21 protein-coding genes and 1 tRNA gene are annotated in these 21,792 nt (G+C 72.6%); 10 read left to right on the forward strand and 12 right to left on the reverse strand.

Translation table 11 applies throughout. The features are described 5' to 3' along the window. The first annotated feature begins 59 nt into the window (after positions 1-59). A complete protein-coding gene (locus QQZ13_RS03630; RefSeq protein ID WP_284527746.1) occupies positions 60-398 on the forward strand; it encodes a protein-L-isoaspartate carboxylmethyltransferase in 339 nt (112 codons plus the stop codon). Between the two features lie 21 nt (positions 399-419). Here QQZ13_RS03630 and QQZ13_RS03635 read toward each other — a convergent pair whose 3' ends face one another. Next, positions 420-755, reverse strand: a complete 336-nt coding sequence (locus QQZ13_RS03635) for a peptide ABC transporter permease (RefSeq protein ID WP_284527747.1) — start codon at positions 753-755, stop codon at positions 420-422. Continuing rightward, positions 752-1,084: a hypothetical protein gene (locus tag QQZ13_RS03640; protein ID WP_284527748.1), complete on the reverse strand. Its 333-nt coding sequence runs from the start codon at positions 1,082-1,084 to the stop codon at positions 752-754. The genes QQZ13_RS03635 and QQZ13_RS03640 overlap by 4 nt, the downstream gene beginning before the upstream one ends. 128 nt (positions 1,085-1,212) lie before the next feature. Here QQZ13_RS03640 and QQZ13_RS03645 point away from each other — a divergent pair, with 128 nt between their 5' ends. Next, positions 1,213-1,686: a MarR family transcriptional regulator gene (locus QQZ13_RS03645; RefSeq protein ID WP_284527749.1), complete on the forward strand. Its 474-nt coding sequence runs from the start codon at positions 1,213-1,215 to the stop codon at positions 1,684-1,686. A gap of 25 nt (positions 1,687-1,711) precedes the next feature. Here the strand turns inward: QQZ13_RS03645 and QQZ13_RS03650 are convergent, their stop codons facing one another. Both QQZ13_RS03650 and QQZ13_RS03655 read right to left on the reverse strand, forming a co-directional pair. Then, the gene (locus tag QQZ13_RS03650) at positions 1,712-2,206 is read right to left on the reverse strand and encodes a MarR family winged helix-turn-helix transcriptional regulator (protein WP_284527750.1); all 495 of its coding nucleotides are present in this window, start codon (positions 2,204-2,206) and stop codon (positions 1,712-1,714) included. A gap of 72 nt (positions 2,207-2,278) precedes the next feature. Further along, a complete protein-coding gene (locus tag QQZ13_RS03655; protein ID WP_284527751.1) occupies positions 2,279-2,731 on the reverse strand; it encodes an SRPBCC family protein in 453 nt (150 codons plus the stop codon). 233 nt (positions 2,732-2,964) lie between these two features. On the opposite strand from QQZ13_RS03655, the gene QQZ13_RS03660 reads away from it, so the two are divergent. The 3 genes from QQZ13_RS03660 to QQZ13_RS16300 all read left to right on the forward strand — a co-directional run bounded on the left by QQZ13_RS03660 (position 2,965) and on the right by QQZ13_RS16300 (position 5,272). Then, positions 2,965-3,906 carry an AraC family transcriptional regulator gene (locus tag QQZ13_RS03660; protein ID WP_284527752.1) on the forward strand — a complete coding sequence of 314 codons (942 nt, stop codon included), beginning with the start codon at positions 2,965-2,967 and terminating at the stop codon, positions 3,904-3,906. A 95-nt stretch (positions 3,907-4,001) separates the two neighbouring features. Beyond that, the gene (locus QQZ13_RS03665) at positions 4,002-4,316 is read left to right on the forward strand and encodes an ATP-dependent DNA ligase (protein ID WP_284527753.1); all 315 of its coding nucleotides are present in this window, start codon (positions 4,002-4,004) and stop codon (positions 4,314-4,316) included. After that, complete coding sequence (locus tag QQZ13_RS16300; protein WP_342395257.1) at positions 4,313-5,272, forward strand: nicotinamide-nucleotide amidohydrolase family protein; 960 nt, start codon at positions 4,313-4,315, stop codon at positions 5,270-5,272. The genes QQZ13_RS03665 and QQZ13_RS16300 overlap by 4 nt, the downstream gene beginning before the upstream one ends. A 22-nt stretch (positions 5,273-5,294) precedes the next feature. Here QQZ13_RS16300 and QQZ13_RS03680 read toward each other — a convergent pair whose 3' ends face one another. The 4 genes from QQZ13_RS03680 to QQZ13_RS03695 form a co-directional block, all read right to left on the reverse strand. Then, complete coding sequence (locus QQZ13_RS03680) at positions 5,295-6,230, reverse strand: alpha/beta hydrolase (RefSeq protein WP_284527754.1); 936 nt, start codon at positions 6,228-6,230, stop codon at positions 5,295-5,297. Positions 6,231-6,290: 60 nt separating this feature from the next. Beyond that, complete coding sequence (locus QQZ13_RS03685) at positions 6,291-7,463, reverse strand: alcohol dehydrogenase catalytic domain-containing protein (RefSeq protein WP_284528032.1); 1,173 nt, start codon at positions 7,461-7,463, stop codon at positions 6,291-6,293. Between the two features lie 1,472 nt (positions 7,464-8,935). Beyond that, entirely contained in the window at positions 8,936-11,815 is a 2,880-nt protein-coding gene (locus QQZ13_RS03690) for an aminotransferase (RefSeq protein WP_284527755.1), read from the reverse strand. Positions 11,816-11,950: 135 nt separating this feature from the next. Further along, a complete protein-coding gene (locus QQZ13_RS03695) occupies positions 11,951-13,507 on the reverse strand; it encodes a carboxypeptidase regulatory-like domain-containing protein (protein ID WP_284527756.1) in 1,557 nt (518 codons plus the stop codon). A 149-nt stretch (positions 13,508-13,656) separates the two neighbouring features. On the opposite strand from QQZ13_RS03695, the gene QQZ13_RS03700 reads away from it, so the two are divergent. Both QQZ13_RS03700 and QQZ13_RS03705 read left to right on the forward strand, forming a co-directional pair. Beyond that, positions 13,657-13,842, forward strand: a complete 186-nt coding sequence (locus tag QQZ13_RS03700) for a hypothetical protein (RefSeq protein WP_284527757.1) — start codon at positions 13,657-13,659, stop codon at positions 13,840-13,842. Between the two features lie 182 nt (positions 13,843-14,024). After that, a complete protein-coding gene (locus QQZ13_RS03705) occupies positions 14,025-14,276 on the forward strand; it encodes a hypothetical protein (RefSeq protein WP_284527758.1) in 252 nt (83 codons plus the stop codon). A gap of 46 nt (positions 14,277-14,322) precedes the next feature. On the opposite strand, the gene QQZ13_RS03710 is transcribed toward QQZ13_RS03705, so the two are convergent. Then, positions 14,323-14,676 (reverse strand): helix-turn-helix domain-containing protein, encoded by a 354-nt coding sequence (locus tag QQZ13_RS03710; RefSeq protein ID WP_284527759.1) that lies wholly within the window; start codon positions 14,674-14,676, stop codon positions 14,323-14,325. A gap of 78 nt (positions 14,677-14,754) precedes the next feature. Between QQZ13_RS03710 and QQZ13_RS03715 the strand changes: the two genes are divergently transcribed. Next, positions 14,755-15,411, forward strand: coding sequence for an FMN-dependent NADH-azoreductase (locus QQZ13_RS03715; RefSeq protein ID WP_284527760.1), 657 nt, complete (start codon positions 14,755-14,757; stop codon positions 15,409-15,411). Between the two features lie 73 nt (positions 15,412-15,484). After that, a complete protein-coding gene (locus QQZ13_RS03720) occupies positions 15,485-15,952 on the forward strand; it encodes a hypothetical protein (protein ID WP_284527761.1) in 468 nt (155 codons plus the stop codon). 4 nt (positions 15,953-15,956) lie between these two features. On the opposite strand, the gene QQZ13_RS03725 is transcribed toward QQZ13_RS03720, so the two are convergent. The 3 genes from QQZ13_RS03725 to QQZ13_RS03735 all read right to left on the reverse strand — a co-directional run bounded on the left by QQZ13_RS03725 (position 15,957) and on the right by QQZ13_RS03735 (position 20,653). After that, positions 15,957-16,031 (reverse strand) — tRNA-Arg (locus tag QQZ13_RS03725). A gap of 13 nt (positions 16,032-16,044) precedes the next feature. Beyond that, positions 16,045-17,358 (reverse strand): cellulase-like family protein, encoded by a 1,314-nt coding sequence (locus tag QQZ13_RS03730; RefSeq protein WP_284527762.1) that lies wholly within the window; start codon positions 17,356-17,358, stop codon positions 16,045-16,047. Further along, positions 17,351-20,653 (reverse strand): DUF5107 domain-containing protein, encoded by a 3,303-nt coding sequence (locus QQZ13_RS03735; RefSeq protein WP_284527763.1) that lies wholly within the window; start codon positions 20,651-20,653, stop codon positions 17,351-17,353. The genes QQZ13_RS03730 and QQZ13_RS03735 overlap by 8 nt, the downstream gene beginning before the upstream one ends. A 107-nt stretch (positions 20,654-20,760) precedes the next feature. Here QQZ13_RS03735 and QQZ13_RS03740 point away from each other — a divergent pair, with 107 nt between their 5' ends. Further along, entirely contained in the window at positions 20,761-21,672 is a 912-nt protein-coding gene (locus QQZ13_RS03740; RefSeq protein WP_284527764.1) for an AraC family transcriptional regulator, read from the forward strand. Positions 21,673-21,792 lie beyond the last annotated feature (120 nt).

The following is a 21,792-nucleotide window of genomic DNA, read 5'->3' on the forward strand; positions in this document are numbered from 1 at the left end:
TCGCGGCTCCATAATGAAAGGGGTGCCGCATGGGCACCCGTCGAGTCGAGTGAGGTGGCATGCCGTACCGCGATCAGGCGACGGTCGAGGGCTGGGTGGACGAGTTCCGCCAGCAGGAGAACCTCGAGACCGCCGTGTCCGTCCTCGAGAAGGACTTCACCGCCGGTCCCGACTCCGGACTGGTCGTGGTCTCTCTGCGAACCGCCTCCACCGTCACCTACATCCAGCCCGTGGTGCGCGACGGCGTTCCCACGTGGGTGGTGACCTTCGAGCCGCGCCACGATGGCTTCGATCTCGACAGCGACGGTGTCGCCGCCCTGTCGCACGACCTCGGCACGCTCGCCCGGCTCTGCGAGTTCCTCCAGCGGAAGACCGACGAGATCCTCTCGTCCCGCTGAGGGGTCCGACCGCCCGAGCGGTCAGAGGTAGGGAGCGACCGCTCCCGCGGTGAGTGCCAGTCCTCCCGCGACGACACCGCTGACGACGGCGGCACGACGGAGCGTGCGGGTGAGCCGGCGCGTCCGCGCGTCGGGCGGAGGCGTCGTCGGCACCGACAGGACGGCGCGCTGAGCCTCCTTCAGGGTGTCGTAGCGGCCCACGGGCGTCGAACGCCCGTCGAACGCGAGGAAGGAGCCGTCACGCCACTGCTCTACGTAGCCGAGGAACTCACCGGCGCGGGAGGCGACGTGGAAGCCGGACTCCACGTGCGCCCACGTGGCGCGGGCGGGGACGAGTTCGAGGACCGGGGCGCTCATGCCACCCGCCTCAGGTCCGCGACCGGCTGCGACGCGGTCGCCTCGGCGGCCAGGTCGACGAAGACGCCCGCCGAGGACGTGGCGGCCTGGGCCATCTCCTCGAGGTAGCGGCGGTCGATGGGCTCGGTGCGGCCGAGCTCGAAGCGCAGCGGGATCGCCGCCTGCAGCCAGATCGTGGTGCGGGCTTCGGAGTCCTCCGCCTTGTTCCACGAGACCGTGAAGCTCTCGGAGCGGCGCAGCTTGGTGGCCGCGACGACCTTGAGGTGCGCGAGCACGCGGTCCGGGATCTCGATCGGCTCGGTGCTGTTGCCGTAGTAGAGGTAACCCATCGTGTGACTCCCTTTCAAGCGAACTAACTTGCCTGAAAGGTTACTCACAAAAAAAGTAGTTAGTCAAGCAAGATACTTCACGGCCTGTATTGTGTATCTTCGAGAGGTATCGGACATCGGAGGTGACCATGACTGACATCGAGCTCGACGAGAGCGTCGGCGCCGTCCTCGCCGCCTACCATCGCTTCCGCGACGCCGACTCCGCCATGGCGCTGCGCATCCGCTCGGAGACGGGGATGAGCGACAACGAGATCGCGATCATCCGCTACCTCCTCCGTGAGCGCTCGGACGAGCACGAGGTGATGCCCAGCCAGATCTCACGCCATCTCGGCATCAGCTCGGCATCGACCACGGCGCTCATCGACCGCCTGGAACGCGCCGGCATGGTCGAGCGCATCAGTCACCCGACCGACCGGCGAAGCATCCTCGTCGCAGCCACCGACCTGGCCGCCGAGCGGATCGCGAGCACCCACGACGCCTTCGAACAGCGCCTCCTCGACCTCACGTCGAACCTCGGCGACGTCGAGCGGCACGATGTCATCGCCTATCTGACGGCGCTGGCCGAGGCCGCCGACGCCACGGCCACCGGTCCGCGCCGCTGACGACGCGGCGGTCGGCTGACGCCGGTCAGGCGTCGATCTCGTCGACGGCCTCGCGCAGCGCGTCGAGGAACCGGACGATCGTCTCGCGGTCCTCCGCGCTGATCGAGCGGACGACGTCCATCATGCGACCGTGCATCGAGGACAGGGTGTGGCGGATCTCCTCCTCGGCGAGTTCGCTCGAGGTGATGATGACGCTCCGCCGGTCATCGGGATTGGGCATGCGGGTGATGTGGCCGCTCTTGGCGAGCCGGTCCAGCAGCGCCGTGGTCGACGCGGACGTGATGCCGAGGTAACGGCTGAGGCTCACCGGCGTCACGGGCTCGTCGCGCCGCCGCGCGCGCGCCAGGTAGCGCAGGACCAGGAGCTCGTTCTCGCCCATGTCCATCGCCTGCTGCGTGCGCCGGCGCATCGCCACCTCGGCGGCGCGATAGGAGCGCATCGCCTCCAGCACCGCCGTGCTGCGCGCGCCGTCCGCCTCGTCGTACCAATACGACGCGGTGCTCTCTGTCCCCCCGGTCACGATCATCCATTCTCCCCCATGGACAGCGGGAGGGCGGGATTGCCGCGAAGGCAGACCCCGCCCGCACCCACCTCAGGCCACGTCGCCCCGCCACGAGCCGGTCTCGCCGCCGCGGGACTCGATGAACGACTTGAACTCCCCGAGCTCCTTCTTGACGGCGTGGTCGTCGATGCCGAGCACGGCGCCGAGCTTCTCGCGCAGGCCCTCCGGGTTCCAGTCGAGCTGCACCGTGACGCGCGTGGTCGTGTCGCTGAGCCGGTGGAAGGTGACCACGCCCGCGTGGTCGACCTCGCCGTCGACGCTGTTCCAGGCGACGCGCTCGTCGGGGTGCTGCTCGGTGATCTTGGTGAGGAACTCCCGCTGGACGCCGCCGATGGTGACGACCCAGCGGTTGGTGACGTCGTCGATCTGGGTGACCGTGTCGACGAAGCTCAGGAACTGCGGGAACTCCTCGAGCTGCGTCCACTGGTTGTACGCCGTCGTGACGGGAACCTCGACGTCGATGCTCTGGGTGATGTTCGCCATGCGGATGACTCCTCTCGTGCCGCCGGCCGGTCGACCGACGGGATAACGAGTCTTCGGGAACGGCCGGATTCGCGAATCCCCATTGACATCGGCGAACGCTTGTGTCGAGGAGGCGAGCGGCGGCGCCGGTACGGCGATCACAGCCGTCGATCCGATGTCAACCCCCTACCCGCATCTTTACGACCGGCTTTATTTTCGATGCGATGGATACGTGTGTGTGTAGGTGGCTGTAGGTGGCGGAACGATGGCGACTTCGCACAGCGGGACCGGATGCCGTGGAGGAGACCTGGCAGACGGTCGTGCCGTCGTCGCGGCTGCATCGCGTCGATCCGCAGCGCTTCGCATTCGACTGGACGTCGTCGACGCTCGAGGGGATGACGGTCGTCGCCTACGACCTGGAGGCGTCGGTGCGCGCGGCCGTCGACGCGGTCGACCAGGTGATGGTGTGCCGGGTCGTGACCGCTGACGGCGGCGCGTGGGACGAGCACGGCCCGCTGGACACCCGCCATCCGTGGGTGAGCGCGGGACGTCCGATCCGCGCGCGCTGGGACGGCCGCGCCCGCGTGCACGCGCTCGTCTTCGACCGGCGCCTGGTCGAGCTGTCGGCCCGTCGCATCAGCGGCGACGACTCGCTGTGGCTGGGTCCGTGGGATGCGCGCCCGGTGAGCGACGCCGCCGCGCGCCACTGGCAGCGCGCGTACCGCTACATCGCCGAGATGCTCCTCGCCGACGACGAGGGTCCCGGGAGCCTCGCCGAGGCGGAGCTGCGACGCCACGCGGTCCACGCGACGCTGACCACCTACTCCCCCGCCTTCCTGGAGCGCTCCGCGCGGTCCGCGCAGCGTCGCGCGGCCCCCGCCACGGTGCGCCGGGCGATGGCCTTCATCGAGGAGCACGCGCACGAGCCCATCACCGTGGACGACGTCGCCCTCGCCGCCGGGATCTCCACGCGAGGCCTGCAGTACGCCTTCCGGCGCGCGGTGGACACGACGCCCACGGAGTGGCTGCGCCGTGCCCGCCTGTCGGGGGCGCACCGGAGCCTCTCGGACCCCGAGGGCGGAACCGTCGCCGAGATCGCCCGTCGCTGGGGCTTCGAGCACCCCTCGCGCTTCGCCGCCCACTACCGCGCGGCATACGGCGTGAACCCCGCGCAGACGCTGCGCGCGCACCGATGAGCCGCCCGGTTCGCCGGGGGGACCTCCCCTTCGCTGCACGGACATCGGTGGAGCCGGGGGGCGGGCGGCGGTCATCGTGGTCGGGGAGCAGACATATGGGCAGACTGGTATACGACGGCGCCGTGCGCTTCGTCATCGACGACCGCACACTCGCGCATCTCCAGGTGGTGATCGGCGACAAGCTGCGGCGACGGGAGCCGTTCACCTTCACATGGGCCAATCCGCTCGACGACGGCGGCGGGCGCACGTCCGTGTGGATGTCGCCCGCATCGAGCCTGGCGTTCACCTTCGACCGTCACCGCCCGCAGCGCCTCAACCGCGCGTGGCTCGATGCGCTGTCGGCCGCCACGCATTCGCCGGCGGGCCTCTCGGCGATCCCCGAGCCGGAGCCGGAGGACGACCGCCCATGAGCGTGGATCCGGTCGAGGTGACGGTCGAGCAGATCGCCCGCCGCGTGCAGGACCTCGGCGCCACCGTCGGCGCCGTCGAATCCCTGACCAGCGGTGCGGTCGCCAGCGCGCTCGGCCGCGGCAGCGACGCCGCCGGGTGGTTCCGCGGCGCCGTCGTCGCCTACCAGATGTCCACGAAGGAAGCGGTGCTGGGCGTGGCACCGGGCACCGACCCGGCCACGCCGGACTGCGCCGCGCAGCTCGCCACGGGGGGACGGACCCTCCTCGGCGTCGACGTCTGCGTCTCGGTCACCGGCGTCGGGGGACCCGACCCCGAAGGCAGCCACCCCGCGGGCGAGGTGCACCTCGGGATCGCCACCGCGGCCGGCGTCGAGACCGCCTCACACCGCTTCGACGGCGATCCGGCCGACGTGGTCGAGCAGAGCGTGAGGGCCGCCGTCGAGGCGATCCGCAGCGCGCTCGACGGGTCGGCCACCGGCGCGACCGAGCGCCCCGCGGACGGCATCCGCATCGAGCCGATGCGCGTGGCCGACGCGGGCGAGGTGCTCACCGTGCAGCGCGCCGCCTTCGTCAGCGAGGCGCAGATCTACGGCGCCGCCGACACGGCGCCCCTGACCCAGACCCTCGAGCAGCTGGAAGCGGACATCTCCGGCGGTCAGGGGTGGGTCGCACGCCGGCACGGCCGGCTCGTGGGTGCGCTCAGCTGCCGGGAGGCGGACGACGTGCTGCTGATCGGCCGGATCGCCATCGCGCCGGACATGCAGGGCGAGGGAATCGGCCGCCGCCTGCTCGCACGGGCCGAAGCAGCCAGCACGGCCGCCGAGGCGGAGCTGTTCACCGGGAGCCTCAGCGAGGCGAACCTGCGCCTGTACCGCAGCTGCGGCTACGTCGAGACGGAGCGGATCGACCAGGGCGACGGCACGGCGCAGGTGTTCCTGCGCAAGCAGCTGCGCTGACCTGCGAGTACCCGGCGCGCGCTCACCACGCGCCGGGTGCCACGCCCTCGCGGAGGAAGCACCCGACGATGCCGTACAGCCTGTCGGTCTCGTGCGGGATCAGCGTCTCGAAGAACGCGAACGCGTGGATCATCCCCGGCGCGACGACCAGGCTCACGGGCGCACCGGCCGCCCGGGCCCGCGCGACGTACTCCTCGGCCTCCGAGCGCAGCGGGTCGTATTCGGCCGCGATCACGAGCGTCTCGGGCAAGTCGGCCGCGTACGGCCCGGACAGCGGCGACGCGGCGCGCCTGTCGGCGTCCGCCGGGAAGTAGTGGTCGAAGTACCACGCGACCCGCTCCGCCGTCAGCAGGTGACCCGTCCCGAGCTCGCGCAGGCTCGCGCCGCTCATCGTGTAGTCGAGGCTGGGGTAGAGCAGCACCTGGCGCCGGATGGGCGAGATCCACTCGCCCGCGGCGACGCGCATCGCGATCGATGCCACCTTGGCGGCGCCGCCGGAATCGGCCATCGCGTGCACGTGCCCGGTCGTCGGGATCCCGTCGATTCCTTCCGGGAGCGCGCGCAGCACCGCGTAGACGTCGGTCAGCCCCGCCGGGAACGGCGCCTCGGGTGCTCGCCGGTAGTCCACCGACACGACCACCATCCCGGTCGCGGCCGCGGTCCGCCGCGCGGAGAAGTCGTACACGTCGAGGTCGCCGGCGAGATGGCCGCCGCCGTGGACGAACAGGACGACGTCGCGCTCCTCGTCGGGCACGGGTACGTAGCGTCGCACGGGCACCCCGGCGATGACCGCGTCATCCACCCGTGCCACGTCGACCGGGGCCGCCGCGAACCCGGCGAGCGCGGCCAGCGCGGCGCGCGCCGATTCCGGGGTCGCCACGACGCCCGCGCGGGCTGCCTCCTCGGCACGCGGGTTGAGCTCATCGAGATGGGCGCGCAGAGCCGGGTGGAGGGGCATGCCTGGATGCTAGCGCCGACGCGCCCCTCCCCCTCCGCCCGGCTCGGCCGAACCGCTCCGTCAGGGCTGGAGGACGACCTTGATGCAGCCGTCGGCCTTCTTCTGGAAGAGGTCGTAGTGCGCCGCGGCGTCCGCGAGATGCGGGCGATGGGTGACGAGGTCCTCGGTGCCGAGCGGATCGTCGTCCGCCTCGACGAGCGGCATCAGCATGTCGGTCCAGCGCTTCACGTTGCACTGCCCCATCCGCAGGGTCACCTGCTTGTCGAACAGGGTCTTCATGGGCATCGGGTCGGCCTCGCCCGCGTACACGCCGCTGATGGAGACCGTTCCGCCGCGTCGCACCATGTCGATCGCGCTCATGAGCGCCGCCGTCCGGTCGAGACCCGCCGTCTCCATGAGAGGCTGCGCGATCGCGCCGGGGAGCGATCCGATCGCATGGTGGGCGGCTGCGACCACGGGGTTGCCGTGCGCCTCCATCCCGACGGCGTCGACCACCGCATCGGCGCCGCGGCCGGCGGTCGCGTCGCGGATCGCATCCACGGCGTGCTCATCGCCGACCGACCGGATCCCGTGACGCTCCGCGAGGGCGCGCCGCTCGGGCACCGGGTCGACGCCGATCACGTCGTAGCCGAGGTGACGGCCGATGCGGGCGGCGAACTGCCCCACCGGTCCCAGCCCGACCACGGCGAGCGTCCCGCCCTCGGGCACGTGCGCGTAGTTCACGCCCTGCCAAGCCGTCGGAAGGATGTCGCTCAGGAACAGGTAGCGGTCGTCGGGGAGATCGTCGCCGACAGGGATGGTGTTGTAGTCGGCGAGGGGCACGCGCAGGTACTCTGCCTGGCCGCCCGGGACCTGCCCGTACAGCTTCGTGAACCCGAACAGCGATGCGCCCGAGCCGTACTCGGTCACCTGCGTCGTCTCGCACTGGGACTGGAGTCCCCGCTCGCACATGAAGCACTCGCCGCACGCGATGTTGAACGGGATGACGACGCGCTGCCCCACCCGGAGGGTGTGCACGTCGCTGCCGACCTCCTCGACGACGCCCATCGTCTCGTGCCCGAGGATGTCGCCCCGGTCCAGGTAGGCGCCGAACAGCTCGTACAGGTGGAGGTCCGATCCGCAGATCGCGGTGGAGGTGACGCGGATGATCGCATCGGTGGTCTTCTGGAGGCGCGCATCGGGGACCTCGAGCACCTCGACCTTGCGGCGCCCCTGCCAGGTCAGGGCCTTCATGCGCTGCCCACGGGGGGAATGCCGGCGGCGGGATCGGACGCGTCGCCCGGAAGCTCGGTCCGCAGGTCCTGCGGCGTCGCCTCCGCCTCGGAGTCGTCGCCGGGTCGCTCGTCGCCGAGGTCTTCGGGGGCGAGGTCGCCCTGACCGTCCTCGCCCAGTTCGGCGTCGACGGGATCGGCGCCCTGCGTCTCGGGCTGGAAGGCGTCGCCGGGGAGGTCGGCGGAGGGGATGTCCGCACTGCCGGCGGGGAGATCGGAGTCGGTGGTCATGCGGCCCACCCTCCTCGGCGCCGGTGCGCCCGGCGAGGGGGTTGCCCCGCGGCGGCGCACGGGCTACGGGACCGCGCCGCCGGACGGCCGTCCGCGGGAGCGGATCCCTCAGTCCGCGCGCACCACCTCGGCGAAGACCGGCCGGTGGTCGGTGGGTGCTCCCGGCACCGCCAGGGTCGCCGCGTAGGACGCGCGCCGGTCCGGAGCGACCATGATGTGGTCGATCGCCCCTCCCCACCGGGGGGACACCGACGTCGGCCACGACGGCGCCAGGCCCTCGACCGTCGCGCACCCCCCCGAGGCGCCCGCCCGGCATGTTCCGGACGCTCGCGTTGAAGTCGCCGAGCGCGATGACGTCGTCTGCCGCGCACTGCTCGGCCACCCAGTCGAGGCCGTCGGTCCACATCCGGCTGCCCCAGCTGAGCGAGATCCGCATCACGTGGACGGCGACGATGCGCGGCAGGGCGGCATCGGGGTCGTCGGGAGCGAGCACGATGCCGGTTCCGCCGTCGTCGGCGTCGACGACGCGGTACGGGCCGAGGCGATCGGCGACGAGGACGACGATCGCGATCCCGGGCTGTCCGAGCAGCTGGTAGCCGTCGGGAACGCCGCCGGCGGCGGCCTGCTCCATCGTGAGCTCGGGGAACACGGCGACGTCGGCGGACGTGTCGCGCACCAGCCGGGCGCGTGCGGCCGCGTCGACGTCTCCGTGCCGCACGTTCCATGCGAGCACGCGGATCGCGTCTTCGCCGGCCGCGACCGGGAGCTGTGCGACCGTGCGGGTCGGCGCGACGATCACGACGTGCAGCACGAGCGCGACGGCGAGCACCGTCACGAGCGCGCCGCCCCCGATCAGGAAGGTCCGCCGCCGGATCCCGGCCGCCCAGGCGAACAGGAGGGTCGCGAGCGCCAGCGCCGTGAGCACCGCGAGCACCACCCGAGGAAGCGCGAGCGCACCCGCGAACAGGCCCCATCGCGACCCGACGCCCAGCACGAGGCCGCCGAGGTAGGCGATCGAAGCGACGCCGACCAGCGCCAGCGCGACGGCGAACACGCCGCCGAGCAGGGTGCGCAGCCGCGCAGCGGATGTGGTCATGGGCGCCGTCCCTTCGGGAGGAAGGTGCCTCGTCGCACGAGCAGGAATGCCCGGAGCGTATCGCACGGGCCCGAGGTCGTGCGAGCACGGACCGGGACGCGGCGCGGTCAGCCGATCTCCTCCAGCGTGAGGTCCAGCATGCGCACCACGTACGACGCCTCCTCGCTCGTGAGGGTGAGCGGCGGCTTGATCTTGAGGACGTTCTGGCGCTCCGACGTGGGCTGCACGATGACGCCGCGCTCCCGCATGCGCTCGCACACCGCGGCCGTCTGCCACACCGCCGGGGTCAGCGCCTCGCGGTCGGTGACGAGCTCGACCCCCTGATACAGCCCGGTGCCGTGGAGCGCGCCGATGAGCGGATGCCGCTCGGCGAGCGCCTCCAGGTCGCGCCGCAGCTGGTCGCCGACGACGCGGGCGTTGTCGACCAGCGCTTCGTCCTCGAGCACGTCCAGCACGGCGAGCGCGGCCGCGCACGAGGCCGGAGCGCCGCCGGCGGAGGAGAAGAACTGCCCCTCGCGCCCGAGCGCGTCGGCGATCTCGCGACGGGTGATCACGGCGCCGACGGGGTAGGCGTTGCCGAGGGCCTTGGCCGTCACGACGATGTCGGGCACGGCGCCCTGGTCGAGGAAGCCCCAGAAGGATCGCCCGAGTCGGCCGAGCCCCACCTGCACCTCGTCGGCGATCGCGAGCCCGCCGGTCTCGCGCACCGCCTCGTAGGCCCCGGCGACGTAGCCCGCGGGCGGGATCACTCCCCCGCCGTTGCCGTGGACCGGTTCGGCGATGTACGCGGCGGGCGGGCGGCCCGCGTCCACGAGCCCCTGCAGCTGCGCGCGGAGGTCGCGGAGGTACGCCTCCCCGGCGGCGGGCCCGCGATGCACCCCGCGGAGGGGGTGCGGGGCGTCGGCGATGTGCACCCAGTCGGGGCGGGAGTCCAGCGCGTGCGGGTTGTCGAAGGCCGAGGTCGACACCGCGTCCGCCGCGTAGGTCCAGCCGTGATAGCCCTCCCGCACCGCGACGACATCGCGTCGTCCGGTGGCGATCATGGCGAGCCGCAGCGCGAGGTCGACCGCCTCGGTGCCGCTGTTGACGAGCAGGACGGTGTCGAAGTCGCCAGACGGGATGGTCGCCAGCAGACGCTCGCTGAGCTGCGCGATCTGCGGATACAGGAACCGCGAGTTGGTGTTGAGGGTGTCCAGCTGCCGCGCCACGGCGGCCGTGAGCCGGGGATGGGCGTGGCCGATGCTCGACACGTTGTTGACCATGTCGAGGTGGGGACGTCCGGTCGAGTCGATCAGGTGACTGCGCCAGCCGCGGACCATGAGGGGCGGCTGCGCGTAGTAGTGCTCCTGGGCGGCGGCGAACACGCGCGCCTTCCGCTCCCCCTCGGCGCGCGCCGTCGGCGACGGCGGCAGGGCGGGAAGGCCGACAAGCGCCGCGGGGTCGTGGGTGAGGCGCCGCCAGCCGGTGGCCCACGGCTCGGCAGCCCACTCCGGCGGCTGGGGCGCGGCCGCCGGGCTCCACACGACACGCAGGCGCCCGGTGGTGCGCCCGAGCGCCTCGCCGGCGGCGACCCGGCCGGCGGAGACGCCGGGGGCGATGCCGTGCACCCGCACCGCCGTGCCCGCGAACCCCAGCACGAGAGCGTCGGGCGCGACCTCGGTGACCTCTGAGTCACAGGGAGCGCGGACGATCGTGCCGGGCGGCAGATCGACGGCCACACCCAGCGGCACATTCGACGGCGGCGCGTCGCCGAGCGGCTGCGCCCGGGTCAGGTCGGGTCTGCCGTGCGGCAGCGCGACTGCGCCGGAAGGGCTGCGATGCGCGGCGATCAGGCGCTCTCTGGCCCCGTCTCCGTCCCGCCAGACGCCGCCCGCCATGAGCGGGCTCTCGGGCGCGAGGTCGATCATGACGGCCGCGGCATCGATCATCGGCGTGAACGGCCCGGCCGGCGGCGGTGCGGCGTCGTGGCCCAGCAGACCCGCGATCGTCGCGGCCGCCAGGTCGATGTCGACCGACACCGCGGTCTCGAACACGCCGAGCTCCTCGGCGAGCCGCTCCTGCACGTAGTCGTTGTCGGCGTCGAGGGCGCCCTGATGCATGCCGCTGACCACGAGCACGCACCCGCGCAGCACGACCAGCGGCCACAGCGCCGCGACCTCGTCCGGTGTCAGCGGCACGATCTCGGCGTACGCCTGGACGGCGCTCAGGGCGAGCGCGGCGTCGCCGTCCGCACGGGTGAGCAGCCCCGACGCCGTGACCGCGATCTCGGCCACCCGCCAGCCGAGCGCGAGGTCGCCGAAATCGATCACCGCGAGCCGGTCGTCGGCGGTGCGCACCACGTTGTCGGGCGTCAGGTCGCCGTGGATCGGGGCGACCGGCAGGCCGCTCGCGACCGCCTGCACGCGCTCCCACGCCGTCTCGGCCGCGCGGCGCAGGCGTTCCGCCAGCGCCGTGTCGGTCACGGACGGCAGCAGCTCGTCGATGACGGCGCGACTGCGGCGCATGTCCCATTGGAGGTGCCGGTCGAGGCCCGGATGGGCGAAGTCGGCGAGCGCCGCATCGAGGCGCGCGCCGAGGGCGCCGAGGCGCCGCGCGTCGTGGTGGCCTAGCCGCACCGCGTCGGCCAGGGGGACGCCCTCGACGAAGGTGAGCAGCCGTGCGCGGTATGCGGCGGCAGGGGTGTCGAGCGGCTGGAGCATCGCACCGTCGACCCCCGGCACCGGCTCGGGGGCGAGCACACCGTGCACGGCGAGGTGCTGGAGCCCGCGGGTCTGCGCCTCGATCTCCTCGGCCCGGAAGACGGGGTTGTCGACCTTGAGCAGGTGGCGCCGACCGTCCGCACCCGCGAGCAGGAAGTTGCGGTCCTGGTTGCTGCCGAGCTCCGAGACCGAGGCGTCGAGGCCGAACCGCTCCCGCGCGAACGCGGGGATGCCGTCGGCGCCGACGTCGGGGCGGCTCATCCCGTACGACGAGGGGCTGTCGGACACGCGGGGACCTCTCTTTCGCAGGCAGCCGGCTGCGCGCCGCCCGCCGGGTGGGGCGTGCGGCCGTGCTGACGTCGATCATGGCACGGCGCGCGCCGGCACCGACGTCCGGGGGGACGACGGTGCTCCGGTCGCGTGTCAGCGGACGCGGGCGGTGGTCTTCGAGGCCTTCGTCACCGTCGCGTAGCCGGACTTCTTCCCCGTGACCTTCACCGTGATCTTCTTGCCCCGCAGCGACGACGACAGGCTCAGCGTCGAGGTCGTCGCCTTGCTGATGGCCTTCCCATTCGCGTACCACCGGTAGGTGAACGTCGTCCCCTTCGTCCACGCACCCGGCTTCGCCGTCAGCTTCTTGCCGACCGCGACCGTCCCGCTGATCGACGGCTTCCCGGCCGTCATCACCTTCGCCGTCGCCGAGGACGTCACCGACCGGGAGGCGTACCCCTTCTTCGACCCCGTCACCTTCACCGAGATCTTCTTGCCAGCCTGCGCCTTCGTCAGCGTGAACGTCGACCCGGTCGCCTTCGAGATGGCGACGCCGTTCGCGTACCAGCGGTAGGAGAAGGACGTCCCGCGGGACCACGTGCCGCGCTTCACCGCGAGCGTGCTCCCCACGGCGACCGTCCCCGAGACGGCCGGCTTCGCCGCCACCAGCGTCCCCGCGGCGACCTTGTCGTCCATGGTCCAGCCGGTGCTCTCCCATGTGTCGTAGGAGTCGGGCGTCTCCGCCGGACGGGTGCGGCCGAAGACGGACACGCTGATCCGCTTGCCGAGCTGCGATGCGGTGAGGGTGAGCTTCGAGCTCGTCGCTCCGTCGATCGGCACGTCGTCCGCCCGCCACTGGAAACGCACCGTCGTGCCGGCATCCCAGGATCCACGGGCTGCGGTGAGCGTCTTGCCGACTGCCGGCGTGCCCGTGATCCTCGGGTAGATGAGGACGCCGTCGGCGTAGTCGAAGTCCTGGTCCACGCCGGTGCGCTGCTCGTGGTCGGCGAGCGTCAGGACGGTGGCCGACTGCGCACTGGGCTTCTGCGACCAGTACACCGCGCGACGGCACGACCACAGCCACTCGTCGCCCACCTCGTACTCGCCGCAGCCGCCCTCGCCGCCGAACGCGATCGTGTAGTCGTCGGCCGGGAGACCGGCGAGCGTGTACGAGCCGTCGGCATCCACCTCGAAGTCGCACGCGTTGGCGTCGGTGGTCCGGCCGACCGCGCAGACGGCCGCGATCGCGCTCGGTCCGCCGGAGAGATAGGTGGTGGACACCGTGCCGCTGATCGAGGCGCCGGTCGCCAGTGTGGCGACGAGTCCGGTGCGCGTGTGGCCTCCGGCGAGGGAGATCGTCGCAGCCGCGTCACGGTCGGGCTTGTCGTCCCACCACTCGGGCAGGTAGTTCTGACCCTCGCCCGGGGCGAAGGAGATCGTGTAGTCGTCGGACGGAAGGCCCGGGAAGGAGAAGCCGCCCGAGGCGTTCGTGAGGGTGCTCGTGACATAGCCCCAGCCCCACGACATCTCCGCGTACAGCTCGGCACGAACGCCGGCGATCGGCGCAGCGCCCTCGTCGCGCACCGTGCCCGAGATCGACGCGGTGTCGGCCGCCGATGCCGCGACCGCCGATCCCGAAACGATCAGCGAGGCCAGTGCGACCGCCGCCACCGTGATGACCGTGGACTTCGCGCGCGCGAGTGCGTTCATTGCTTCCCCCCAGAAGCGGCCGCGCTCCCCAGCAGCGCGCGACAACAGGCTCACGCTATCGGCTGGTCGCGCGCGCCGACAAGCACGGATCCTCGGCCCGCGGCGGTCGTGCGGCGCGGCCGGTCGCCGCGCGTGGTTAGGGTCGAGGGATGCAGGAACTCACCTCTCTCACCACTCTCGTGTCGGCCATGTGGTTGTCGGTGGCGATCCTCGCCGGCGGGCTGGCCCGCACCCGCAACCGCTCACCCTGGGTCTGGTTCCTCCTGACCGCTTTCCTCGGCCCGATCGCCGCCTTCCTGCTGGTGGTCTGGCCCCCTCTCCCCGCCCGCCCCTGAGCCCCGCCTGGCCCGGCGCTCGGCGAATGTGGCGCATCTGGGGGCTCCCCGCGCGATGTGACGCTCATTTGCGCCACATTCGTGCGCCCGGATCGAGCCGTCACGGGGATGCTGCGGTCTAGGAGGCATTCATGAGATGCTCTTGTGAACCGGATGGGCCCTTGAATGAGGAAACGTGTGCGATGGTGAACCCGCTCCTCCCCACGCTGATCGACGTCGTGTGGGCCGGCGTGCTCACGGCCCACGTGTTGCTCGCTGGCGTTGCGCTGATCGTACTGGTCGCACGTCGACGAACGGAGGGACTCTGGGGCTCGATCTTGCTGATCACACTCGTTCCTCTGGCCGGCCCGGTCGTATGGCTAGCAAGCCTTCGTGCCATCGGCGCCCGCAGCCCGATGAAAGTGGCGCAGAAGCGGGTCTCCTCGCGCGGTTGACCCTCAGTCGCGCCACATTCGCACGGCGGAGACGGGCGCGAGCCCGTCAGGGGGCGGGGGTGGGGGCGGGGGCGAGGTTCTCACGGGCCCAGGCGCCGAGCTGGTCGAGCACGGGAAGCAGGCGACGGCCGGCGTCGGTGAGTTCGTACGCCACCGTGATCGGGGGGCCGGCGTCGACCGCGCGCTCGGCGAGTCCGGCCGCGGTCAGCTCCGCCAGGCGATCCGACAGCACCGTGTCGCTGATGCCGGACACGGCGCGTCGCAGACCGACGAACGTCGTGGCGCCCGCGCCCAGCGACGACAGGATCATGCCGTTCCACCGCTTGCCCAGCACCGAGAAGGCGAGCGTCACCGCGGCATCGCACTCAGCGTGCTCACCATTCGTCGTCGACTCGGGCATGACCCCAGATTACCCGTGCTAGAGTCTCGCTAGTCGCTCTGTTTTTCTTAGCGACTCGGATTTCTTGATTGGAGTGTCATGTCGCTGTTCCGCCTGGATGCCAGCATCCTCCCCGCGTCGAGCGCCAGCCGTTCGCTCGCCGACATCGTCGAGCAGGAGTGGGTCGCCGCCCACCCCGACTCGACCGTGACGCGTCGCGACCTCGGCGCCGACCCGGTCCCCGCGACCGCCTGGGCGGACGTCGTCACCGCGAAGTTCGCCGCGGAGGCCGACCGCACCGACCGTCAGCGCGAGGCGCTGAGCCTCGCGACGACGTTCGCCGACGAGCTCATCGCCGCCGACGCGCTGCTGTTCGCCGTGCCGCTCTACAATTACGGCGTCTCGCAGCACTTCAAGGCATGGTTCGACCTGGCCTACACCGACCCGCGCATCGACCCGCAGGGCACGGCGCTGCGCGGCAAGCCCGCCACTCTCGTCACCGTGCTCGGCGGCAACTACGCACCCGGCACCCCGAAGGAAGGCTGGGACCACTCGACCGGATGGCTCCGCCGCGTGCTCGAGGACGTCTGGGGCCTCGACCTGCGCGTCGTCGAGCGCCCGTTCACCCTCGTCGGCGTGAACCCGGCGCTCGATGCCTTCGCGGATGCCGCCGCCGCACTGAAGGCCAAGGCCGAGGTCGAAGCCGTCGCCTACGGCCGCGAGCTCGCCGCCACGAAGGGCGAGTCGGCCGCCTGACGCCAGCCGGGGCGGCGGTCTTTCACGGCCGCCGCCCGGGGCGGGCGCGAGGGCGACGGGGTACGGTCCCGGCGTGGGGTTCTCCGGGTATGGGCTGGCCGTCGGGCTCGCCGTGCTGGCGCCCAGCCTGCTGCTGATCCGGCTCCCGCCGTGCCCGCCTCTTCCCGCCGTGCACGTGCCGGTCGCCCTGACGTGGCTCGAACGCGCCGGACAGGCCGCCTGCCTAGTCGTGCCCGCGATCACCGCGCCCGGCACCGTCGCCGCAGGCTGGCTGATTCCCCTCGCTATCGCGCTGGCCGCCTACTACGCGCTCTGGGTGCGCTACCTGCTCACGGGCCGGCCGCTGACAGCGCTCTACGGATCGCTGTGGACTGTGCCCGTCCCGATGGCGATCCTGCCGGTGATCGTCTTCTTCAGCGCCGCGGGGTGGCTCGGCAACCCCTGGATCGCCGCCTCGTCCGCCGCGCTGGCCGCGGGCCACATCCCCGCCGCGCTCATCGTCGCCCGAGCGGTCGCGCCGGGGAGAGGCGAGACTGTGTGAGCTGTGGTGCCCCTGGAGGGACTCGAACCCCCAACCGTTTCCTTAGGACGGAACTGCTCTTCCATTGAGCTACAGAGGCTGGCTCCCCGAGTCTATCGGGCGTCGGCGGCGAGGATCTCGGCGTTGAGCGCCTCCTGCCACTCCCGCAGCGCCCACATCGGGTGATGCGGCGCGGCGTTGGAGCACAGCACCACTCCCCACACGCCGTGCGCGAGGGCCGTCCGCACCCCGTGCTCGGCGAGCGCGCGGCCGATCCCGCCCTCCTCGAAGTCGCCGTGGAGCGGTGTGTAGCCGACCCACCCCTCCCCGACGATCGCGGGCACCTGCTGCCAGCGCGCCCACCGGGCGATGGCGATGGTGCGCGAGGCGATCTCGCGCACCATCACGTGCTCGTAGGGCGGATAGTGCTCGACCAGCCACGCGTCCCACTTCTGCGGGTCGACCCAGTCGTACCCGTAGACCATCTGGTCGGTGATGACGGTCGCCCGGAACTTCCAGTCCGCCGCACGCCCGTACGCGTCGACAGGCGGTGCGTCGTCACGCAGGAGCGCACGCAGCTCCGCGTTCGGGAACCCCTCGCTCCCCTCCGAGCGGATGTCGATCCGCTGCTGCAGCGCGTCGAGCACCCCGTAGCTGTACACGTGGAACTGCGCGGCGCCGAGCCCCTCAGGGAGGCTGTGCATGTCGAGGTGCGGCGGCTTGCCGTAGCTGGCGGTCACCAGCAGGTCGGGATGCCGCTCCCGCAGCCACCGGACCTCGTCCGCTCCCCCGTCCTCGAGCGCCGGCAGGATCGAGAAGTCCACCTCGTTGTGCAGCTCGACGAGGGCGATGCGCGCGCGGTGTCCCTCGGCCGTGAGCCACTCGATCATCCGGTCCCACGCCCGCGCGAGCAGTCGGTAGCGCTGCTCCAGCGGGACGGCGTCGATCGCCTCGAACCACCGCGGCGACGCGGCGAACGCCGGCGACTGCTGGTACTCCCAGCTGGCGAGGATCACCGCGATCCCGTGGCGGGCGGCGGCCTCGAACAGCTCGCGCAGTCTGGCGCGCACGTCGATCGTGTACCCGCCGGGGGTGTCGTACCAGCGGGTGCGCTGACCGTAGAAGCCGCCGCCGGGTGCCGCCCCGAGACCTTCGATCTCGAGCGCACCGGCGAGGTCGTCGAGCCCCAGCCCGCCGAACAGCAGCAGCGGCGCGGCGCAGATCCGGATGGCGTTGTAGCCGAGGCTCGCCGCATCGGCCACGGCCGTATCGATGTCCTCGTACGGCTGACCGGGACCGGCCTGCGTGTACCAGGAGAAGTCCCACAGCGTGATCGTCAGCCGCGGCGGCAGGTGCGCGGGCACCGGCCCGGTGAGGGGCCGTTCGTCACGCTCGATCGTCCCGGAGCCCAGATAGCGGTCAGCCACGGGTTCCATCCTCTCCGATCGAGGCGAGCACACCGCCCGGCGGCGCCGGCTCGTACGCGCGCCCGGCGACGGCCAGGCGCTCCAGCTCCGCCGCGGCGGCCGCGCGCACCGACGCGGTGCCGACATCGAACAGGGTGAGCTCGGGCACGGAGGTGGCGAAGTAGTCGACCTCGTCGCGGGCTGCACGCAGCTCCGCCGCGCGGGCATCGAGCGCCGCCCACTCCGCCTCGGCTGCGGCACGCTCCCCCAGGTGCACGAGGGCCACCCCGCGCCAGTAGGTCGACGCGTCGGCGGCACGGGGCGCGACGGCGAGAGGCGTCGGTGCGACGGCGGCCCGCCACGCCGCGCGTGCCCCGTCGAGGTCTCCGGCGGCGGCGCGCGCGTGCCCGAGCAGCACCCACCGCTGCACGGGACGCTCGGCGGGATGCCTTCCCTCGCCCAGCGACCGCGGCGGCATGAGGCCCGCCTCCAGCAGGGCCGCGGCATCGACGGGACGCTCGGCGAGCATCGCCTCGGCGCGCAGGCACGCGGCGCGGTCGAACGCGGCGATCACCCGCCCTTCGCCGCCTTCGAACGGGCGGAAGCGCCGCGTGGTGAGCAGCTGCCACGCCTCGTCGACGCGTCCGACGTCGAGCAGGAGGTCCGCGTGGCGCACGGCGAGGTCGTCGCGCCGGTCGAGCAGCTCCGGATGCCGCTCGAGCAGCGCCAGCCGCTCCCGGGCGTCGAGCCCGCGCCGGACCGCGAGCACATCCCGCTCGACCACGAGCCGGGCGTCGGCCCGCAGCTCGAGCGCGCGGGCGAGGGCGGCGTCGGCGGCGTCCTCCTCGTGCGCGGCGACGACGAGGGCGATGGCCAGGTTCCGCCACACCACCGGATCGGTCGATCCCGCCTCCGTGGCGGCGCCGAGCCGCACGAGGGCATCGCGGGTGCGGCCGGCGTCGAGCAGCCACATGCCGAGGAGGCCCGCGGCGACGGCATCCGCATCGACGGCGGCGACGGCCGCGACGAGGGCGTCGTACTGGTCGAGCCCGGCAGGGAAGGCCAGATCCGTCGGCGTCGCCGCGGCGGCACGGCGCTCGGCGGCGGCTTCCGCGGGGCGCCCGGTGCGCTCGAGCCACCGGGCCCGGAGGTAGCCGCGGATCGGCCCCGCCAGTCCCGCGGCGGGCGTGGCGTCGCTCACGACGTCGGTGGCCGCGAGAGCTTCGGCGTACGCCCCGGCGCGGGCGAGCTCGGCCCCCACCTCGAGCGGCATCTTCGCGTCGAGCGCGAGGGCCTCCCCACGGAGCGCGCGGAGAGCGGGATCGAGCGGATCCGCCTCCGCGAGCGCGTCGAGCATCCGTGCCGCCTCGGCGGGCGAGCCCTGCCGGGCGAGCGCCAGGGCCTCCAGGCGCCGTGCCTCCGGGATCGGACCCGCCGCGTGTGCGAGGCGCAGCGCCGCTTCCGCCCGAGCGGCCCGCAGCGCCAGCCGCGCGCGACCGAGTGCGGCCGACGGTGCGAACGCCGCGTTCCACGACGCCTTCGCGAACCAGCGGTCGGCACCCTCGTCGTCACCCAGGCGCTCGGCGACCAGCGCACGCAGGTAGACCGCCTCGCCGTCGCGCGGATTGAGGTTGCGGCGCGTCAGGCGCTCGATCGCGACGTCGAGCACGGCCGCGGCGTCGGCGTACTCGCCGCGGTGCAGGTGCCACGCCCCGAGCGCGGTCGCCGCGCGCGTGTCGGCGGGGTCGCGGCGGAGGGTCTCGCGCAGGTACGGCTCGGCCGACCGCGACGGATGACGGTACTGCAGCAGGTGCACGGCGGTCGCGTAGAGCTCGTCGGCCGAAGCGATCTCCTCGGGCGCATCGGGCGCGGTGGCAAGCCACGGCTCGGCGGGCGGCGCCTGCCCCTCGCGCGAGCGCCAGATCACGAGGGGCTCGCCGGCATCCTCGACAGACACCTCCAGGCCGGGCGTCTCGGGATCGATCCCGACGACGCCCGCGAACGGCCGATCGGGGCCGAGGTCGACCGACCAGCGGGCGAGCTCGTCGCCACCGCAGCGCACGACGACCGCGACACCGCAGCGGGGCCGCGTGGTGAGCGCCGTCACCCGCGTGCCACCCTCCGCGGCCGTGATGCCGACAGCTGCGTCGGTCGTGGCCTGGCGCACGGGCCCGGTCGCATGGATCGGGAACCAGAACTGGGAGAACCGCTTCGTCTCGCCCGGGAGCAGCCAGCTGAAGTCGGGCTGGTTGTCGGTGTAGACGCCGGCCATCAGCTCGACGTACGGCCCGTCGCCGTCGGTGAGCTGGTCGTCCCAGGCGCGTCCGATCTCGCCGTCGCCCCACGTCCACTGCTTCTTGCCCGGCGAGATCGCGCGATCGGCCCAGTGCACGAATCCCGCATCGGCGGCGTGGTCGTATCCGCCGAAGAAGTCGTCGTCGGTGTCGGTGATCATGTACGAGGTCGGCACCGGGATGTTGCTGTAGATGTCGATGCGATCCGCGTCGACGCACCCCGGCTGGGCGGCGAGCGCCGGATAGTCCACGCCGTAGTAGGGGCGGTCGGCGCGGGGGAAGGCGGTGATGGCGCGGCGCGCGTGATCGGCGACGTAGGCGACGTCGTCGGGGAAGAACGACTGGTACTCCTCGTGCACCCTCGCGGCGACGTTCGCCCACCACAGGAACGTCTGCGGCACGTCGGTGCGGTTGTGGAGCTCGGCCTCCAGCTCGATCACCGACGAGCCCGGACGCAGCCGCACCCCGTGGAGGCCGCGCATCCGCTGCAGCGGATCGAGGTCGCTGTGCCACACGACGACGGCGCCGTCGTCCTCGCGCGCGATGCGGGAGTCGACCGGCAGGAACGTCGCCGGCCGGTGGTGCTGCGGCCAGTTGAACTCGACGCCGCCCGAGATCCAGGGCCCGGCGAGCCCGACGAGCGCGGGCTTGATCACGTTGTTGCGGTAGAAGAAGTCGTAACCGGCGACCTTGTCGTAGCCGATGTGGATCCGCCCGCCGATCTCGGGAAGCAGCACGAGCCGCACATAGGCGTTCTCGAGGTGGATCGCCTGCCACTGCCGCGGGGACTTCTCGTGCGAGACGGAGTCGATCATCGGGAGCGGATACACCCGCCCGCTCGAGCCCTGGTACACCCGGCGGTCGAGGAAGAGCGGATACGGGTCGGGCGCCCCCGGCTCGTACGTGTCGATCCACAGCGGCTCGCTCCAGCAGGCGACGCCCCCGGCCTCGAGGATCGCGGCCTGATCGGCGGGGGCGTCGGGCAGCTCGATGCGGCTCGGAGACACGTCGTCGGGGATCACCTGGCAAAACTATGGGGTGCGGCGCGCCGGCGGAATGGGCGATCCCCCACCGCACCTGGACGATCCGACGGTGACGCGGGGACGGCATCGTGTGACAGAATCCCGGCATGGATGCGACGGAGAGTCCAGGCGCCCCCGGGGCCTCGGCAGCGGCGACGGAGCGCGCCGACGGGTTCGACCGGCAGCGGCTGAGCGTCGTCCCGCGTCCTGCGGTGGAAGCCGCTCTCGCGCGCCCCGTCACCCGCCGCATGCTCGTGACCGACGCCGGGTACTTCCCGCACGCGGACCACCACGGCCGGCACCGTCCCGACGGCGTCGCCGAGACGATCGTCATCGTCTGCGTCGCCGGCGGCGGATGGGTGGAGGCCGCCGGCATCCGCACCACGGTCGGGTCGTCGATGGCGATCGTCATCCCGGGCGGCACGCCCCACTCCTACGGCGCCTCGGCCGAGGACCCCTGGACGATCTGGTGGTGCCACGTGCGCGGCACCGACGTGCCCGAACTGCTGGAGGCCACCGGCATCCGACCCGACCGGGTGACCCTGTCGCTGCGGGCCGTGGAGAGGGTGACGGCCCTCCTCGACGAGATCTCCGTCTCGCTCGCCCGCGACACCACGCCGGTGCGGCTGCTGGCGACGTCGGGCATGGCGTGGCGGCTGCTCACCCAGCTCGCCGTGGATCGGGTGATCCCCAGCGAGGGCGCCCCTGTCGAACGGGCGATGCGCTACCTCGAGGAGCGCGTCGACGGGCATGTGCAGGTGCCGGAGCTGGCCGCGATGGTGGGGGTGTCGCCGTCGCACCTGGCGGCCCTGTTCCGGGAGGCCACCGGCGGCGGCGTGCTCGCCCACCACAACGCGCTCAAGATGGCGCGGGCCCGGGAACTGCTCGACACGACGACCCTCGCCGTCGCCGAGATCGGGCGCCGGATCGGCCTGGACGATCCGTTCTACTTCTCGCGCCAGTTCCGCCGGACCCACGGCATGAGCCCCCGCGCCTACCGCGAGACCCGCAAGGGCTGACCGCCGGGCGTGCCGGCGCGGCCGCCGGCGCAACGGCTTCCGCCCGCTTCGCGTGGCGAAAGCAGGGCGGATCGACCCGAATCCGGCCCCACAGCCCCCGTGCGTCGTCTCAGCCTGCTT

It is taken from the genome of Microbacterium sp. T2.11-28, from assembly GCF_950097975.1.
Taxonomy (GTDB): domain Bacteria; phylum Actinomycetota; class Actinomycetes; order Actinomycetales; family Microbacteriaceae; genus Microbacterium.

Excerpts from the sequence above, each read along its gene's own strand:
- QQZ13_RS03700 (WP_284527757.1), top strand. The coding sequence starts at position 13,657 with ATGCAGGAACTCACCTCTCTCACCACTCTCGTGTCGGCCATGTGGTTG.
- QQZ13_RS03685 (WP_284528032.1), bottom strand. The coding sequence starts at position 7,463 with ATGAAGGCCCTGACCTGGCAGGGGCGCCGCAAGGTCGAGGTGCTCGAG.
- QQZ13_RS03645 (WP_284527749.1), top strand. The coding sequence starts at position 1,213 with ATGACTGACATCGAGCTCGACGAGAGCGTCGGCGCCGTCCTCGCCGCC.
- QQZ13_RS03695 (WP_284527756.1), bottom strand. The coding sequence starts at position 13,507 with ATGAACGCACTCGCGCGCGCGAAGTCCACGGTCATCACGGTGGCGGCG.
- QQZ13_RS03705 (WP_284527758.1), top strand. The coding sequence starts at position 14,025 with ATGGTGAACCCGCTCCTCCCCACGCTGATCGACGTCGTGTGGGCCGGC.
- QQZ13_RS03740 (WP_284527764.1), top strand. The coding sequence starts at position 20,761 with ATGGATGCGACGGAGAGTCCAGGCGCCCCCGGGGCCTCGGCAGCGGCG.
- QQZ13_RS03665 (WP_284527753.1), top strand. The coding sequence starts at position 4,002 with ATGGGCAGACTGGTATACGACGGCGCCGTGCGCTTCGTCATCGACGAC.
- QQZ13_RS03710 (WP_284527759.1), bottom strand. The coding sequence starts at position 14,676 with ATGCCCGAGTCGACGACGAATGGTGAGCACGCTGAGTGCGATGCCGCG.
- QQZ13_RS03655 (WP_284527751.1), bottom strand. The coding sequence starts at position 2,731 with ATGGCGAACATCACCCAGAGCATCGACGTCGAGGTTCCCGTCACGACG.
- QQZ13_RS03635 (WP_284527747.1), bottom strand. The coding sequence starts at position 755 with ATGAGCGCCCCGGTCCTCGAACTCGTCCCCGCCCGCGCCACGTGGGCG.
- QQZ13_RS03680 (WP_284527754.1), bottom strand. The coding sequence starts at position 6,230 with ATGCCCCTCCACCCGGCTCTGCGCGCCCATCTCGATGAGCTCAACCCG.
- QQZ13_RS03630 (WP_284527746.1), top strand. The coding sequence starts at position 60 with ATGCCGTACCGCGATCAGGCGACGGTCGAGGGCTGGGTGGACGAGTTC.
- QQZ13_RS03715 (WP_284527760.1), top strand. The coding sequence starts at position 14,755 with ATGTCGCTGTTCCGCCTGGATGCCAGCATCCTCCCCGCGTCGAGCGCC.
- QQZ13_RS16300 (WP_342395257.1), top strand. The coding sequence starts at position 4,313 with ATGAGCGTGGATCCGGTCGAGGTGACGGTCGAGCAGATCGCCCGCCGC.
- QQZ13_RS03640 (WP_284527748.1), bottom strand. The coding sequence starts at position 1,084 with ATGGGTTACCTCTACTACGGCAACAGCACCGAGCCGATCGAGATCCCG.